This window comes from Actinomadura geliboluensis, from assembly GCF_043197915.1.
Lineage (GTDB): Bacteria > Actinomycetota > Actinomycetes > Streptosporangiales > Streptosporangiaceae > Spirillospora > Spirillospora geliboluensis.
In genome coordinates this window covers 284,004-298,484 of the sequence record NZ_JBICUA010000005.1, presented here as the reverse complement: position 1 = coordinate 298,484, position 14,481 = coordinate 284,004, and the positions used below count along the sequence as shown (strand labels likewise).

The following is a 14,481-nucleotide window of genomic DNA, read 5'->3' as shown; positions in this document are numbered from 1 at the left end:
CATGTCTTCCACCACGGCTTCCACCACCGGGGCCCTGTCCCCCGACGAGATGGCCGCGATCGTCGCCCGCGACATCCCGGCCGGCTCCTACGTCAACCTCGGCATCGGCCGCCCCACCAAGGTCGCCGACCACCTGCCCGCCGACTCCGGCATCGTGCTGCACACCGAGAACGGCATGCTCAACATGGGCCCCGCCGCGACCGGCGAGCAGATCGACCCCGACCTCACCAACGCCGGGAAGGTCCCGGTGACCGAGCTTCCCGGGGCGTCCTACTTCCACCACGCCGACTCGTTCGCCATGATGCGCGGCGGCCATCTCGACGTGTGCGTGCTCGGCGCGTTCCAGGTGTCGGCGACCGGCGACCTCGCGAACTGGCACACCGGCGCCCCGGACGCCATCCCGGCGGTCGGCGGCGCGATGGACCTCGCCATCGGCGCCAAGCAGGTGTTCGTGATGATGACGCTGTTCGACAAGCAGGGCCGGTCGAAGCTCGTGCCCGAGTGCACCTACCCGCTGACCGGCGTCGGCTGCGTCAGCCGCGTCTACACCGACGTCGCCGTCATCGACGTGGGCCCGGACGGGGCGGCGGTCCGCGAGACCTTCGGCATCACGCTCGACGAGCTGCGCGACCGCCTCCCCGTCCCCCTCGAGGAGGTCAGCCGGCCGGGCTCGTGAGCGCGCCCGCGCCCGCGTCCGCCGAGGCCAGCGGGATCGTCGTGAACATCGGCGGCTCGTCGGACGGGTCGAGCGCGGTCGGGCCGTAGAGCCAGTCCACGAACGCGTAGTCGCGGGTGTCGCGGTCGCGCAGCAGGACGTTCCGCTGCCGCCGCGGCGTCCCGTCGAGGTGCCACAGCTCGCCCCAGGCGCGCGACGTGGTCAGGACGCGGCGGCAGTGCTCGGGCCGGACGGCCTGGTAGGCGGCGAGGACGGCGGGCCAGTCCACCGACCCGTCCGCGGCGAGGTGCCGGGCGACGTGCTCGCCGAGCACCCAGCCGTCCTCGATCGCCATGATGGCGCCCTGGGCGATGTACTGGAGCGGCGGGTGGGCGGCGTCGCCGAGCAGCGCGATGTCGCCGTCCACCCAGGTCATGATGGGGTCGCGGTCGTACATCCGCCACCACTTGTCGCGCCACATGTGGGGCAGGCCGTCGCGGACGAAGTCGCACGTCCGCGCGAAGGCCGCGTCCAGCTCGTCCGGGGTGCCCCAGTCCTCCTCGCCGGCGCGGGCCTTGGGCGACTCGAAGACGGCGACCTGGTTGAGCAGCTCGCCGCCGCGCAGCCCGTAGTGGACGAAGTGGCAGCCCGGCCCGACGTAGACGACGACCTCGCTGAGGTCGACGTCCGCCGCCCGGCCGTGCGAGGTCGGCACCGTGCCGCGGTAGGCGACGTACGCGGAGGAGACCGGCTCGTCGTCCGACAGCAGCTTGCGCGCCACCGAGTGCAGCCCGTCCGCCGCGATGACGACCCGCGCCTCCTCGACCCGGCCGTCCGCCAAGGTCACGCGGGCGCCGGCGCCGGTGTTGGCGTAGCCGACGACCTGCTGCGAGGTGCGCAGGTCGACGCCGGCGCGCTCGCAGGCGCGCAGCAGCATGGCGTGCAGGTCGCTGCGGTGGATGACCAGGTACGGGAAGCCGTAGCGGCGTTCCAGGTCGCGCAGGTCGAGGCGGGTCAGCTCCGCGCCGTCGACCGCGTCCCGCATGATCATCGCGTCCGGGACGACGCCGAGGGCCTTCGCCTCGTCCAGCAGTCCGTAGTCGTCGAGGATGCGGGTGCAGTTGGGGGCGAGCTGGATGCCGGCGCCGACCTCGCCGAAGTCGGCGGCCCGCTCCAGCAGCCGGACCGCGAGGCCCCGGCGGGCCAGCGCGTACGCGGCGCCCAGCCCGCCGATCCCGCCGCCGACGACGAGCACATCAGGGTTGGTCATGATCTCTTCCTTCTCGGACGCGTGTCGCGGGCCGTCGGGCGGGCGCGTCGCGCGGCGTGTCAGAGCCAGGGGCCGAGCGGCGGCGCTCCGGTGAGGGCGTGCGGCCGTCCGGCCAGCCAGGCGGCCACCTCGGGCAGCGGCCCTGCCGGCAGGGCGGCGGCGTCCAGCCCCCGCTTGGCGGTGATGTCGGTGATGAGGGCTTGCAGGAAGTCGTCCGGCAGGTCGGCGAAGGCGACGCCGCGATCCAGGTCGACGGCGTGGACCATGACCTCCCGGGACCGCATCCACGGGATCTCGGTCGCGGGCACGGTGCGGCCCTGCGCCGTCACCACCTCGGACTCCCACTGGCCCTCGGTCAGCTCGTCCATCGACGCCTGCAACGTCGCGGCGGAGCGGGCCAGCCACTCGCCCAGCTCCGGTCCGCGCATCCGGCTGCCGCGCTCGATCCCGGCCGCGCGCTCCTCCGGCGAGGCGTACATGGGGGTCTCCTCGCCCGTGGCCGCCCAGTGCACCAGGTTGCCGAGCGCCTCGGCGTTCGCGGCGACGTGCGCGACCAGGTGCTTGCGGGTCCAGCCGGGCAGCGGGCTCGCCGCGTCGTACTCGGGCTCGGTCAGTCCGGCGGCGGCGCCCAGGAACAGCGCCGTGCCCTCCCGTGTCCAGCGGCGGGCGTCGGCGAACGAGCGCGCCATCAGGCGTCCTTGACGACGCGGTTGGTGCAGGCGCCGAGCCCGTCGATCTCGGTCACGACCGTCTCGCCGCCGGTCAGGTAGACCTTCGGGTCGCGAGCGTGCCCCACCCCGGCCGGGGTGCCGGTGGCGATCAGATCGCCCGGGCGCAGCCGCACGATCGTCGAGACGTACTTGACCAGGAAGACCGGGTCGAACAGCAGCGTGCCGGTGTCGTCGGACTGCATCTCCCGGCCGTCCACCAGCGTCCGCACCTTCAGCGCCGGGCGGACGCCGCCGACCTCGTCCGGCGTGACCAGGTAGGGGCCGACCGGAGTGGAGGAGTCCCAGATCTTGCCCTGCGTCCACTCGATCGTGCGGAACTGCCAGTCCCGCACCGAGACGTCGTTCATGACCGTGAACCCGGCGATCGCCGCCTCCGCCTGAGCGTCGTCGGCGCGGCGGACCTCCTGCCCGATGACCACGGCCAGCTCCACCTCCCAGTCGAGCGCGTCGGTCTCACCGGGCTTGACGATGTCGTCGTTGGCCCCGATCAGGCTGTCGGCGAACTTCGGGAACAGCGTCGGATACGACGGAAGCTCCCGCCCCATCTCCTTGATGTGGTTGGAGTAGTTGTGACCGACGCAGATCACCTTGGACGGACCCGGCACGACCGGCGCGAAGTCCGCGCCCTCGGCGTCGTAAACGGTGCCGGAGGCGGCGGCGGCCTTCGCCCGCCAGTCCGGCTCGGCCAGCAGCGCGCCGAGGTCGGGGTAGCCGAGGTCGACGAGCGCGCCCCCGTCGAGGCGGACGGCGCGGGTGCCGCCGGAAGTGCGGATAGTGGAGAGCTTCATCAGATGTCCTTGGCGGTCACAGGTCGCGGGCGGTTCGGTCGAGCTTGAGCGCCTCGAAGACGGGCGCGTCGGAGAAGCGGAACAGGTCGAGGGCCCCGGAGTCGGAGTCGGACGCGCCGGCCTCCGACACCACGGAGAACGGCTCCCACGACGGGACGACGAACAGGTCCCCGCGCGTCACCGCCCAGGTCCGGTCGCCGACCGTGACCGTGCCGGAGCCGTCGAAGACCTGGTAGACGCTGGAGCCGGTCTCGCGGACCGGGGCCGTCTCCGCGCCCCGCGCCACCCGGTGGAACTCGGCGCGCAGGGTCGGCAGGACGTCGGTGCCGTCGACGGGGTTGCTGAAGCGCACGGCGGCGTGGCCGGGCTCCACCGTCCCCGCGTGCCCCTCCTTCTCCAGCGCGAGCTGGTCGGCGAGCGCGCGGTCGGTGTACTCCCACTTGTAGGAGAGCAGCGGCGAGCCGGGCGTGGTGTGGGCGACGCCGACGGGCCGCAGCCCGGGGTGGCCCCACAGGCGCTCGGCGCGGGAGCGGTCGGGCGTGGTGCGCTCCGCGTCGGAGATCTCGTCCCGGCCGAACTCGAAGAACTGCGCGTCGGCGGCGTACTGGAACGGGATGTCGAGCCCATCGATCCAGGCCATCGGCCGGTCGGTCGCGTTGTGGTGGGCGTGCCAGTTCCAGCCGGCCTGCGGGAGGAAGTCGCCGCGGTTCATCGGCACCGGGTCGCCGCCGACGACCGTCCACACGCCGGAGCCCTCGACGACGAACCGGAACGCGTGCTGGGTGTGCCGGTGCTCGGGCGCGTCCTCGCCCGGCATCAGGTACTGGATCGCCGCCCAGAGGGTCGGCGCGGCGAACGGGCGGCCGCCGAGCCCCGGGTTGGCGAGCGCGATCGCGCGGCGCTCCCCGCCCCGCCCCACCGGGACGATCCGCCCGGCCTGCTCGGCGAGCCGGACCAGCCGCTCCCACTTCCACACGTGCGGGACGGCCCGGGAGCGCGGATGCGCCGGCATCAGGTCACCGATCTCGGTCCACAGCGGCACGAGCAGCTCGGCCTCGAAGCCGCGGTAGAGGTCTTCGAGCTCCGGGGTGGCGTCCGGCTGCCCAGGCGCGTCCACCGCACGCAACCGGACGGGCGAGTCCGCCGGGGCGGCGGCGACGGTGTCGGCAGGAGTGCTGGTCATACCGGCAATCGTGCGGCCCGCCCGCTGTAAGGAAAAGGAAATTCTGGCTGACAGAACTCTGGACGGGCGAGATCGTCCGTGACCCGTCGGGGCGCCGCTCCACGTGTCAGATCCGCGTACGCGCTGTACGGATGTGTCCGGCGAACAACCTGACAACAACGATCTTCTTGAGAACGCCCCGGGCGATCCGTGACGTTGGTTCCGCTCCCAGCGTCCGCATCCAGGAGACCAGATGAAGTTGTCTTCGTACACCGCCGCCTTTCTGACGGCCGCGCTTCTCACCTCCATGACCGTGTCGGAGACGTCGGCGGCGGAGCCGGCCGACGCCGCGGCAGAGCTGCCGAGCGTGAACATGGAGGCGACGGTCAAGGCGGCGCAGATCGACCCGCGGCGGGCCGACGACACGCTGACGCCGGGCGCCAAGGCGAGCGTCCTCCTCGTCGAGCGGGCCCTGCGGGACCGGAACCTGCTCGACGCGCAGTGGGTGGACGGCTACTTCGGCACCACGACCGTCGCCGCCTACGCCAAGTACCAGAAGTCGCTCGGCTACACCGGTCTCGACGCCAACGGGCTGCCCGGCAAGACGTCCCTCGCCAAGCTCGGCGACGGCCGCTTCACGGTCACCCGGACCCTCGCGCCCGGCGCCCGGGTGTCGTTCGGCGGCGCCGTCGTCAACGCCCGGACGCGGGACATGCTGGCCGAGGCGGAGCGGCTGCTCGGCCGCAAGCTCGTCCTGGACCAGGGCTCCTACAACCCCGGCGGCGACCCCACCTCCGCCGGCACCCACGACGGCGGCGGCGTCGTGGACGTCTCGGTGCAGGGCATGAGCGCCGCCACCCGCACCTCGGTCGCCCGCGCGCTGCGCCGCGTCGGGTTCGCGGCCTGGGTGCGCAGCCCGCAGCAGGGCGACTGGCCGTGGCACATCCACGCCGCCGCCATCAGCGACACCGACCTGTCCGCCCAGGCCCAGCACCAGACCGGCGACTACTACCTCGGTCTCAACGGGCTGGCGAACCGCGGCCCGGACGACGGGCCGCAGGTGACCATCCGTACCTGGGAGGAGTACCGGCGCAGCTGACCTTCTTCAATCCCGGCAACGCGAACGGCAATCCCGGCAACGCGAACAGCAGGCGAAACGAAAGGGAAAGGTTATGAACACGCTGAACAAGATCCTCACGCTGACGACCGCCGCCGTGGCGGTCGGCGGCACGGCGGCCGCGCTCGCGGCGCCCGCCTCGGCGGCCGCGCGCAACGGCGTCTGCGAAAGCGGCGAGTTCTGCTACTACTACAACAGCAACAACGCCGGATCGGTCTCGGACTTCACCGGATCGGTCGCCGACTACGGCACCACCCAGCCGTCCTGCTACGACTTCAAGGGAGCGGGCAACGGCAAGGGGCTCTGCATCAAGAACGAGGCCGCCTCGGTCTGGAACCGCAGCACCAAGACCGTCCGCGTCTACTACAACAGCAACTACGGCGGCACCTACCAGGACTTCAAGGCCGGCGCCAAGGGCAACCTCAACTCCAGCCTGAAGAACCAGAACGCCTCGCACCAGTTCTCGCCGTCGTCGCGCACGAACATGTCGTACGCGCTCTACAACGCCAGCGGCGGCCGCATCACCTGCGGCTTCGACGGCTACACCACCACGCCCGGACGGCACGAGGGCATCGACATCGCCCGCAGCGTCGGCTCCGACGTCCGCGCCCTGGTCGCCGGTAAGATCATCTACATCGCGCGCGGCGCCAATGGCAGCGGCGGGCTGTCCACGATCTCCATCTACAACGCGTCGCTGAACAAGACGGTGATCTACCTGCACTCCGCGCCGCGGTCGTCGCTGGCCGTGGGCCAGTCGATCAGCAAGGGCCAGGTCATCGCCGACGAGGCGTGGCGCGGGGTGTCGTCCAGCTCGGGCGCCCACACCCACGTCGAGATGCGGCCCGGCCGCCAGACGCACGCCGCCAAGAGCGTCAACGACTCCCACCTCGACAACCCGAACCCGACCTCCTTCTGGCAGTCCCAGGGCTACAACATCCGCTAGCCGGACCGCGGCCCGCACCGGCCACACCTCTCACCAGCACCTTCACCAGAAGGGGAAGCGAACGTGTTAAGACGAACGGCGCGGCTGATCCCGCGGGTCGTCGCGGCGGCCGCCGCGATGGCGGTCGGCGGGGCGGTGCTGCTCCCGGCGTCGCCCGCCTCGGCGGCGAGCCGCAACGGCGTGTGCGAGAGCGGCGAGTTCTGCTACTACTTCAACAGCGACAACGCGGGGTCGGTCTCGGACTTCACCGGGTCGGTCGCCGACTACGGCACCACCCAGCCGTCCTGCTACGACTTCAAGGGGACGGGCAACGGCAAGGGCCAGTGCATCAAGAACCAGGCCGCCTCGGTCTGGAACCGCAGCACCAAGACCGTCCGCGTCTACTACAACAGCAACTACGGCGGCACCTACCAGGACTTCAAGGCCGGCGCCAAGGGCAACCTCAACTCCAGCCTGAAGAACCAGAACGCGTCGCACAAGTTCCTGAGCTCCACACCGCCGCCGACCGGGTGCAAGACCGACGGCACGGACAGCAAGCTGCCCACGACGATCCTCGTGTACCGGGTCTCGCTCAACCGGGTGGACCGGGTCTCGTTCAAGACCTACGTCAAGAACGTCCTGCCCAACGAGTGGGTGCCGAGCTGGCCGCAGGAGTCCCTGAAGGCGGGGGCGATGGCCGTCAAGAGCTACGGCTGGTACTGGGCGCTGCACTCGACCCGCAAGACGTCGGGCGGCCAGTGCTTCGACGTCTACGACACCACGTCGAGCCAGGTGTACAAGCCCGGGTCCGCGACGGCGGCGACGAGCGCCGCGGTGGACGCGACGTGGGGCACCAAGATGACCCGTAGCGGGAAGATCCTCCAGGCCCACTACTGCTCCACGACGACGGCGTGCGGCGGCTGGGTCACCGGGGACTGGATGTCGCAGTACGGCTCGCGCGACAAGGCCAACGCGGGCTGGGGCTACGCCCGGATCCTGAAGGCCTACTACAGCGGGATCGCCCTCTCCTGAATCCCGTGAACGGTCCCGAACCGGTTCCCCGCCGCGCCCGCCGCGGCGGGGAACTACCGTCCCTCGACGATGATCTGGAAGTTGACCGGCCGGCTCCCGGGGAAGGCCACCTTCCCCGAGGCGTCCACCATCTTGAACCGCACGTAGCACAGGCCCGGCTTGCGCGGCGTGGTGATGTCGGCCCGGATGTCGACCATCGCGCCGGGCCGGGTGTCCTTGATGGGCACGTCGGAGATGGTCTGGCACTGGTCGGCCTGCTGCGGGAGGTCGAGGCGCCGCAGCGAGTACCCCTCCCACGCCACCTTCCCGGCGTTCTTGAACCGCCACACCTTCGCGACGGTCCGGCCGGTGCCGACGCGCGTGCAGTCCGGCAGCGTGATGTCGGCGATGAACACGGCCAGGTCGCCCTTGTGGACGGGCGGGGCCGCCGGCGGGTTGGTCGGGTGCACCGGGCAGTCGGCCGGGGACAGCGCCGCCTTCGACGCGCCGACGGCGGGCTTCAGCCCGTCCCCGCCCGGCCGGGAGCCGCCGCCCGGGTTGACGGCGACCACGACGACGACCACGGTGCCTAGGCCGACCACGACCGCCGCCAGCGTGATCGCCACCGGGCGGGTCAGCCGGAACCGGCCCCGGTGCGCGGGGGCGGGCGGCGGGACGTCGTGCGCGATCTCCTCGGACGGCGGCGGCTCGGGCGGCGCGCCCGGACCGGGCGGGCCGGGCGGCGGGTCGACGGCGATGTGGACGGCATGCCGCTCCGGGGCGCTCGCGGGGGCCGCGGTTCCCCCGGGTGGACGCCCCGCCGCGGTGCCCGCGACGGCCTCGGGCCGCCCGGTCCGCGCCGAGCCGACGATCCGGTTCGCCCCTTCCCAGCGTTCGCGGTACTCGGCCGGGTCCGCACCGCACGCCTTGACGAACTCGACGGTGGTGCCCCAGCTGGGGAGCCTGTTGCCCTTCGCGGCCTCGTACAGGGTGGTGTGCGAGATCGCCCCGGACCGGGCTGACATTTCGCGGAACGGCGGATTGCCGACCGATTTCCGCAGTTCCCGCAGGGCCGCCGCAAATTCCTCGACCGCCGCCGCCTGTGCACGCATGTCGTCCACGCGGTGAAGCTAACAGCGTAGGCCGGTCGGCTCAACGTTCCAGTGCGCGGCCTCGGGTCAGCCTCGGGTCACTTCTCGGTGTCGAGACCGGCGGCGGCGGCGAACGCCTCCAACTGCTCCAGGTAGTGGGCGAGGGACTCGTGCCGGACGGTCAGGTTGATGTGGGTCGCGCCCGCCTTCTCCGCCGTCGCGATGATCTCGCCGACCCGGCCGGGCTCGGTGACCGGGTCGAGGCGCTCGCCGGGAGTGAGGAGGACGTCGAAGCCGTCCGGCAGGTCGTGCCGGTCGAGCATCTGCCGCATCAGCTCCGGGGTGGGGCCGCGGAACGACTGCGGCGCCGGCGCCCAGCCGTCCCCGAGCGTGACCGCGCGGCGCAGGGCGCGCTCGCTGTGCCCGCCGATCCACATCGGCACCCGCTCCTGGACGGCGTGCGGGTCGACCACCATGTCCTGGAACGCGTAGTACGGCCCCTCGTACGACACCACCCGGCCGGACAGCGCCGCGCGCAGCGCCCGGAGGGCGTCGTCGGCGCGCGGCCCCCGGTCCTCGAACGGGACGCCGAGCAGGTCGAACTCCTCCTTCAGGTTCCCGACCCCGAACCCGAGGACCAGCCGCCCGCCGCTCAGGTGGTCGAGCGTCCCGTACCGCTTGGCGATCTCCAGCGGGTGGTAGAAGGGCAGCACCAGCACGTACGGCAGGAACCGGAGCCGGCGCGTCCGGCCCGCCAGGAACGCGAACGTGGCCAGCGGGTCGTAGAAGCGCTCCCCGCGGTGCAGGCCGGGCGGCACGGCGACGTGGTCCCCGCAGGTCATGAACGCGTAGCCGAGCCGGTCGGCGGCCTCCGCCACCCGGACGAGCTCGGCGGTGCCCGCCGCGGCCTCCCAGGCCGGGCGGTTGCCCGCCAGCGCCACGATGGGCGAGCTGATCCCTACCTTCACGCGCCTGCCTCCGTTCCGCGCAGCCTCCGCCGCAACCGGATCAAGGGGTCGTCCCCGTCCCTGCTGCCGGACGGCCCCGCGCCCTCCTTGGGCATCAGCCGGCCGGCGTCCGACCTGGTCCACTCCCGGACGGCCCACCGCTCGGCGATCGCCCACCGGCCGTCCCGCCATGCCATGTGGTCGACGAACCGGACGCCGCTGGTGAAGTTCGCCCGCGGGTCGTCGGCGGGCTCGCCCCAGTGGACGGACGTCCCGTACGTCTCGCTGACGGCGGTGTCGCCGAGCAGCTCGACCAGGTGGTTGGCGACGATGTGCATCGTGCCGCCGCGCCGGGCGCGCAGCTTGGGCTCGACCCAGGCGAGGTACTCGTCCACGGTCCCGTCGAAGCCGGTGTGGTGGTCGAGGGCGTCCGGATGGTACGCCGACCGGACGAGCGCGAAGTCCAGCCGGTCGATGCCGCGGCAGTACCGCAGGACGACGTCGTGGATCTCCTGCCGGTCGGACCATTCGCTGCGCTGGGCGTCCATATCCCGCGAGTGTGCGGCAACGGGGCCGGGACGCTCCGCCCGCGTCCCGCTGGGCAGGACCCCCGGACCCCGAGGCCCGGACGTCAGAGCAGGCCGTCTGACCGTCAGCGCCACCCGGCACCCGTGAACACGGGCGGGCACTCGTCCCCCCTGCCGACCGGCAGGGGGGACGAGTGGCTTTCGGCCATGACGCGCAGGGGGCGCCGGTCGCGAGGGTGGGGGACCATGCGATCACGTCCAAGCCTCCGTGCGCTCACCGCTGCGGCGGTCCTGCCGCTCGCCCTGCCCCTCGCCGCCTGCGGCGCGTCCGCCGCCACCGTCCGCACCGCCGCCGCGCCGGCGACGTTCACCCTGCCGCGCCCGACCGGCCCGCACCAGGCCATCGGCACCACGGAACTGCACCTGGTGGACGAGGGCCGCCCCGACCCCTGGGTCCCCGGCCGGACCCGCGAGCTGATGGTCAGCGTCTGGTACCCGGCCGCGAAGCCGTCCGGGCGGACCGCGCCGTACCTGCGTCCCGGAGTCGCCGACGTGCTCTCCAAGGTCGACGCGCTGGGCGTGTTCAAGGCGGGGACCGTCGACTGGGCGGGCGCGCGCACGCACGCCGCCGAGTCCGCCCCGGCCGACGCGCGGCGCGGCGCGCGGCCCGTCGTCCTCTACTCCCCCGGCTTCGGCGTGCCGCGCGTGCTCGGCACGGGCGTCGCCGAGGAACTGGTCAGCCGCGGCTACGTGGTCGTCACCATGGACCACACCTACGAGACGGCCCCGGTCGAGTTCCCCGGCGGGCGCGTGGAGAGCCAGCGCCTCCCCGAGCGGCCGGACGGGGTGCTGCGGACCGCGCTCGCCACCCGGGTGCAGGACACCCGGTTCGTCCTCGACCGGCTCGCCGACCTGCGGAACGGCCGCAACCCCGACGCCGAGGGACGGCGCCTCCCGCACGGCCTCGGCCGGACCCTCGATCTGTCGAAGGTGGGCATGTTCGGGCATTCCGCGGGAGGCATCCAGGCCGCCGAGGCGATGCGCACCGACCGGCGCCTGGACGCCGGCATCAACATGGACGGCACCATGCAGTACGGAAAGGACGATTTCGTCGAGGTCGCCCGCACCGGCCTGGACCGTCCGTTCATGCTGATGGGCGCGGCGACCGGCGGGGACCCGCAGACGCACCGGACCACCCCGTCCTGGGGCGCGTTCTGGGAGAACTCCACCGGCTGGAAGCGCGACCTCAACGTGCCCACCGCGAGCCACTACTCCTACACCGACGTCCAGTCCTTCATGCCCGAGCTGGACGAGACGCTCGACATCTCCGAGCAGGACCGCGCCGCCGCCATCGGGACCGTCGACCCGGCGCGCATGACCGCGTCGAAGCGGGCCTACATCACGGCGTTCTTCGACCGGGCGCTGTCCGGCCGGCACCGCCCGATCCTCGACCGCCCCTCCCCCCGGCACCCCGACGTCCGGTTCATCGGCTGACCCGCCGAAGATCCCGGAAAAAAACTTTGGGGCGTGTGTTGATCCGCGCTGCCTCCACTCGACCTAGGAGTGAAAGGGTCCCCCGAAGGGGCCCGGACGAGCCAGAGAGAGAGGCGGAACGATGAAGTACATGCTGATCATGCGCGCCACCGACGAGGGCTTCGCGCAGATGGGCGACGTCGACTTCACGGAGATGATCGCGACCGTCGGCCGCTACAACCAGGAGATGATCGAGGCCGGGGTGCTGGTCGCGGCCGAGGGGCTCGACGACGCCGCCGAGGGCGTGGTGGTCGACTACTCGTCCGAGCCGCCGGTCGTCACCGACGGCCCGTACGGCGAGACCAAGGAGCTGTTCGGCGGCTTCTACATCCTCAACGTCGCCTCCAAGGAGGAGGCCGTCGAGTGGGCGAAGCGGTCCCCGCTGGCCGGACCCGGGTTCAAGACCGAGATCCGCCGGGTCACCACGATCGACGAGTTCCCGCAGGACAACGAGTGGATCAAGAAGGAGCGGGCCTGGCGCGAGTCCACCGGCCAGCTCTGACCGGGACCACGACGATGACCGAGCCGACCGGCCGGGAGGCCGTCGCCGCCGTGTGGCGGACCGAGTCCGCGCGGATCGTCGGCGCGCTGGCGCGCTACACCGGCGACTTCGCCCTCGCCGAGGACCTCGCCCAGGAGGCCCTCGCCGAGGCGCTCGTGACCTGGCCCCGCGACGGCGTGCCCCGGCAGCCCGCGGGCTGGCTGCTCACCGTGGCCAGGCGCCGCGCGATCGACGCGTTCCGCCGGCGGTCCGCCCTCGACGAGCGGTACGCCGTCCTCGCCCGCGACCTGGGCGAGGGCGGCGCCGCCGCCGGGGGCGCGCCCGCCGACCCGGACGCCGGGGACGTCCTGTGGGACCCGGACCGGATCGACGACGACGTCCTCGCGCTGATGTTCGTCTCCTGCCACCCGGTGCTGTCCCGGGAGGCGCGGGTGGCGCTCACGCTGCGCGTCATCGGCGGTCTGACCAGCGACGAGATCGCCACGGCGTTCCTCGTCCCGACCGCCACCGTGCAGGCCAGGATCACCCGGGCGAAGAAGACGCTCGGGGCGGCCCGGGTGCCGTTCGAGGTGCCGCCCGCCCGGCAGCGCCGGGAGCGGCTCGGATCGGTGCTGAACGTCGTCTACCTGATCTTCACGGAGGGGTCCACGGCCAGTTCCGGCGGCGCCGTGGTCCGCACCGACCTCGCGGGCGAGGCGCGCCGCCTCGCCCGCGTGCTGGGCCGGCTGATGCCGGACGAGCCGGAGGTCCACGGGTTGCTGGCGCTGCTGGAGCTGACGGCCGCGCGCTTCCCCGCCCGCACCGGCCCGGACGGCGAGGCGATCCTCCTCGAAGACCAGGACCGCACGCTCTGGGACCGCGGCGCCATCGCCCGGGGCCGGTCCGCCCTGGCCCGCGCCGGGCGGCTCGGCCGCGGCCTCGGCGCCTACGGCCTGCAGGCGGCGATCGCCGAGTGCCACGCCGCCGCCCCGTCGGTCGCGGCGACGGACTGGGAGCGGATCGTCCTGCTGTACGAGGCGCTCGGGCGGCTCGCCCCGTCCCCGGTGGTCGAGCTCAACCGGGCCGTGGCGGTGTCCATGGCCCAGGGGCCGGGGGCCGCGCTGCCGATCGTGGACGGCCTGCTGGCCGCCGGGAAGCTCACCGACTCGCACCTGCTGCCGACCGTCCGCGGCGAGCTGCTCATCCGGCTGGGCCGCACCGGCGAGGCCCGCACCGAGCTGGAACGGGCGATCGCGCTGTGCGCCAGCGAACGGCAGCGGGCCCACCTGGAGCGCAAGCTCACCGGCCTCGGCTGACCGCCGCGCCGGCCTGGCGCGGGGACGGCCCGGAAACGTAGGCGGTGACCAGCCGGGGCGGGCCGGCGTCCGGGGCGGCGTGACCGGTCAGAGGTCGTCGAAGCCGATCTCTTGCATCGTCCCGTCCGGGCCCAGCGTGAAGATCCTGGGCTCGCCCATGTTCGCGATCGCCTCGGCGTAGACGGCCTCCCGCTCGGCCTGCTCGCGGCCGGTCGGGTCGGTCACCCGGAACCCGTGCATGTGGACGTCCTCCGGCTCCAGATCGGTGCTCTCCGGCCGGCCTTCCATGATGAAGCCGAACAGGGCGCGCAGGGCGTCCTCGCCCATCTCCAGGGGGTGGAACGGCAGCGGGTACGGCTCGCCGTCGGACATGACCGGGTCGGGGTCGACGGGGTGCTCGCCCGCCCAGTACGGCCGTTCGAAGTCCAGCGGTTCGCCGATGTTCTCCAGGACGCCGCTGCCCGGGGAGAGGCTGAGCGAGCGCACCAGCTTCCCGTCCTCCCAGATCGCGAACGCCAGCCAGTCGACGACCGAGTGCATCGCGTGCAGGACGATCCGGCGCCCCGCGCCGAGCTTGAGCAGGTGCTCGGGCAGCGCGGACGGGTGGTCGCCGGCGATCCTGCGGTCGATGACGACGTCGGCTCCGGGGAACGCGGCGGCGTAGGTCACGTCGTCGGGCGGGTAGGTGTAGTCGAGGGTGCCGTCCTCGTACGCCTCGACCGCGTACCCGGGGTGGACGCGCCGGACGAGGTCCTCGGCGGCGGCCCGGTCCGAGCGCCGCGCCCGCGCGAGCACCGGCCGTATGTCGCCGTCCGCGAACCCCAGCAGCGCCGTCTTCGCTCCCATGCCACTCCTCACCCGCCTGCGGAGCGGAGGCGCCCGCCCCCGCACGTGCCGGGGACTCTAGGAGAGGCCGCCGACAGTTCCCCG

The 14,481-nt window shown here is 72.9% G+C and carries 15 protein-coding genes; 7 read left to right on the top strand and 8 right to left on the bottom strand.

From position 1 onward, the window contains the following. The first annotated feature begins 1 nt into the window (after position 1). Positions 2-676 (top strand): 3-oxoacid CoA-transferase subunit B, encoded by a 675-nt coding sequence (locus ACGFI1_RS18945; RefSeq protein WP_387071096.1) that lies wholly within the window; start codon positions 2-4, stop codon positions 674-676. Here ACGFI1_RS18945 and ACGFI1_RS18940 read toward each other — a convergent pair. From ACGFI1_RS18940 to ACGFI1_RS18925, 4 genes are read right to left on the bottom strand one after another with little or no spacing between them, the layout of a single operon-like run. Beyond that, the gene (locus ACGFI1_RS18940; protein ID WP_392786682.1) at positions 657-1,925 is read right to left on the bottom strand and encodes an FAD-dependent oxidoreductase; all 1,269 of its coding nucleotides are present in this window, start codon (positions 1,923-1,925) and stop codon (positions 657-659) included. The genes ACGFI1_RS18945 and ACGFI1_RS18940 overlap by 20 nt on opposite strands. Before the next feature lie 59 nt (positions 1,926-1,984). Next, positions 1,985-2,614: a maleylpyruvate isomerase family mycothiol-dependent enzyme gene (locus ACGFI1_RS18935; RefSeq protein ID WP_392786680.1), complete on the bottom strand. Its 630-nt coding sequence runs from the start codon at positions 2,612-2,614 to the stop codon at positions 1,985-1,987. Continuing rightward, the gene (locus ACGFI1_RS18930) at positions 2,614-3,444 is read right to left on the bottom strand and encodes a fumarylacetoacetate hydrolase family protein (RefSeq protein WP_392739666.1); all 831 of its coding nucleotides are present in this window, start codon (positions 3,442-3,444) and stop codon (positions 2,614-2,616) included. Before ACGFI1_RS18930 ends, ACGFI1_RS18935 begins: the two co-directional genes overlap by 1 nt. A gap of 16 nt (positions 3,445-3,460) precedes the next feature. Next, positions 3,461-4,627, bottom strand: a complete 1,167-nt coding sequence (locus tag ACGFI1_RS18925) for a cupin domain-containing protein (RefSeq protein WP_392786679.1) — start codon at positions 4,625-4,627, stop codon at positions 3,461-3,463. Positions 4,628-4,859: 232 nt separating this feature from the next. Between ACGFI1_RS18925 and ACGFI1_RS18920 the strand changes: the two genes are divergently transcribed. The 3 genes from ACGFI1_RS18920 to ACGFI1_RS18910 all read left to right on the top strand — a co-directional run bounded on the left by ACGFI1_RS18920 (position 4,860) and on the right by ACGFI1_RS18910 (position 7,677). Continuing rightward, entirely contained in the window at positions 4,860-5,705 is an 846-nt protein-coding gene (locus tag ACGFI1_RS18920; RefSeq protein WP_392786677.1) for a peptidoglycan-binding domain-containing protein, read from the top strand. Between the two features lie 73 nt (positions 5,706-5,778). After that, the gene (locus tag ACGFI1_RS18915; RefSeq protein WP_301177047.1) at positions 5,779-6,666 is read left to right on the top strand and encodes a peptidase inhibitor family I36 protein; all 888 of its coding nucleotides are present in this window, start codon (positions 5,779-5,781) and stop codon (positions 6,664-6,666) included. Between the two features lie 63 nt (positions 6,667-6,729). Next, positions 6,730-7,677, top strand: coding sequence for a SpoIID/LytB domain-containing protein (locus ACGFI1_RS18910; RefSeq protein WP_387071081.1), 948 nt, complete (start codon positions 6,730-6,732; stop codon positions 7,675-7,677). Positions 7,678-7,730: 53 nt separating this feature from the next. Here the strand turns inward: ACGFI1_RS18910 and ACGFI1_RS18905 are convergent, their stop codons facing one another. The 3 genes from ACGFI1_RS18905 to ACGFI1_RS18895 all read right to left on the bottom strand — a co-directional run bounded on the left by ACGFI1_RS18905 (position 7,731) and on the right by ACGFI1_RS18895 (position 10,242). Continuing rightward, positions 7,731-8,768, bottom strand: coding sequence for an NBR1-Ig-like domain-containing protein (locus ACGFI1_RS18905; protein ID WP_392786968.1), 1,038 nt, complete (start codon positions 8,766-8,768; stop codon positions 7,731-7,733). Positions 8,769-8,845: 77 nt separating this feature from the next. Beyond that, positions 8,846-9,715: a TIGR03619 family F420-dependent LLM class oxidoreductase gene (locus ACGFI1_RS18900; RefSeq protein ID WP_392786674.1), complete on the bottom strand. Its 870-nt coding sequence runs from the start codon at positions 9,713-9,715 to the stop codon at positions 8,846-8,848. Further along, positions 9,712-10,242 (bottom strand): nuclear transport factor 2 family protein, encoded by a 531-nt coding sequence (locus ACGFI1_RS18895; protein ID WP_301177044.1) that lies wholly within the window; start codon positions 10,240-10,242, stop codon positions 9,712-9,714. Before ACGFI1_RS18895 ends, ACGFI1_RS18900 begins: the two co-directional genes overlap by 4 nt. Before the next feature lie 225 nt (positions 10,243-10,467). Here ACGFI1_RS18895 and ACGFI1_RS18890 point away from each other — a divergent pair, with 225 nt between their 5' ends. From ACGFI1_RS18890 to ACGFI1_RS18880, 3 genes are all read left to right on the top strand, one after another. Continuing rightward, entirely contained in the window at positions 10,468-11,715 is a 1,248-nt protein-coding gene (locus ACGFI1_RS18890; RefSeq protein WP_392786672.1) for an alpha/beta hydrolase family protein, read from the top strand. Positions 11,716-11,836: 121 nt separating this feature from the next. After that, a complete protein-coding gene (locus ACGFI1_RS18885) occupies positions 11,837-12,256 on the top strand; it encodes a YciI family protein (protein ID WP_387071066.1) in 420 nt (139 codons plus the stop codon). A 14-nt stretch (positions 12,257-12,270) separates the two neighbouring features. After that, positions 12,271-13,551 carry an RNA polymerase sigma factor gene (locus ACGFI1_RS18880; RefSeq protein ID WP_392786670.1) on the top strand — a complete coding sequence of 427 codons (1,281 nt, stop codon included), beginning with the start codon at positions 12,271-12,273 and terminating at the stop codon, positions 13,549-13,551. Between the two features lie 87 nt (positions 13,552-13,638). On the opposite strand, the gene ACGFI1_RS18875 is transcribed toward ACGFI1_RS18880, so the two are convergent. Next, positions 13,639-14,397, bottom strand: a complete 759-nt coding sequence (locus ACGFI1_RS18875; RefSeq protein ID WP_392786668.1) for a DUF6928 family protein — start codon at positions 14,395-14,397, stop codon at positions 13,639-13,641. Positions 14,398-14,481 lie beyond the last annotated feature (84 nt).

Bases quoted from the DNA above. Each gene is read 5' to 3' on its own strand.
- ACGFI1_RS18945 (WP_387071096.1), top strand. From the start codon at position 2: ATGTCTTCCACCACGGCTTCCACCACCGGGGCCCTGTCCCCCGACGAG.
- ACGFI1_RS18940 (WP_392786682.1), bottom strand. From the start codon at position 1,925: ATGACCAACCCTGATGTGCTCGTCGTCGGCGGCGGGATCGGCGGGCTG.
- ACGFI1_RS18935 (WP_392786680.1), bottom strand. From the start codon at position 2,614: ATGGCGCGCTCGTTCGCCGACGCCCGCCGCTGGACACGGGAGGGCACG.
- ACGFI1_RS18930 (WP_392739666.1), bottom strand. From the start codon at position 3,444: ATGAAGCTCTCCACTATCCGCACTTCCGGCGGCACCCGCGCCGTCCGC.
- ACGFI1_RS18925 (WP_392786679.1), bottom strand. From the start codon at position 4,627: ATGACCAGCACTCCTGCCGACACCGTCGCCGCCGCCCCGGCGGACTCG.
- ACGFI1_RS18920 (WP_392786677.1), top strand. From the start codon at position 4,860: ATGAAGTTGTCTTCGTACACCGCCGCCTTTCTGACGGCCGCGCTTCTC.
- ACGFI1_RS18915 (WP_301177047.1), top strand. From the start codon at position 5,779: ATGAACACGCTGAACAAGATCCTCACGCTGACGACCGCCGCCGTGGCG.
- ACGFI1_RS18905 (WP_392786968.1), bottom strand. From the start codon at position 8,768: ATGCGTGCACAGGCGGCGGCGGTCGAGGAATTTGCGGCGGCCCTGCGG.
- ACGFI1_RS18895 (WP_301177044.1), bottom strand. From the start codon at position 10,242: ATGGACGCCCAGCGCAGCGAATGGTCCGACCGGCAGGAGATCCACGAC.
- ACGFI1_RS18890 (WP_392786672.1), top strand. From the start codon at position 10,468: ATGCGATCACGTCCAAGCCTCCGTGCGCTCACCGCTGCGGCGGTCCTG.
- ACGFI1_RS18885 (WP_387071066.1), top strand. From the start codon at position 11,837: ATGAAGTACATGCTGATCATGCGCGCCACCGACGAGGGCTTCGCGCAG.
- ACGFI1_RS18880 (WP_392786670.1), top strand. From the start codon at position 12,271: ATGACCGAGCCGACCGGCCGGGAGGCCGTCGCCGCCGTGTGGCGGACC.
- ACGFI1_RS18875 (WP_392786668.1), bottom strand. From the start codon at position 14,397: ATGGGAGCGAAGACGGCGCTGCTGGGGTTCGCGGACGGCGACATACGG.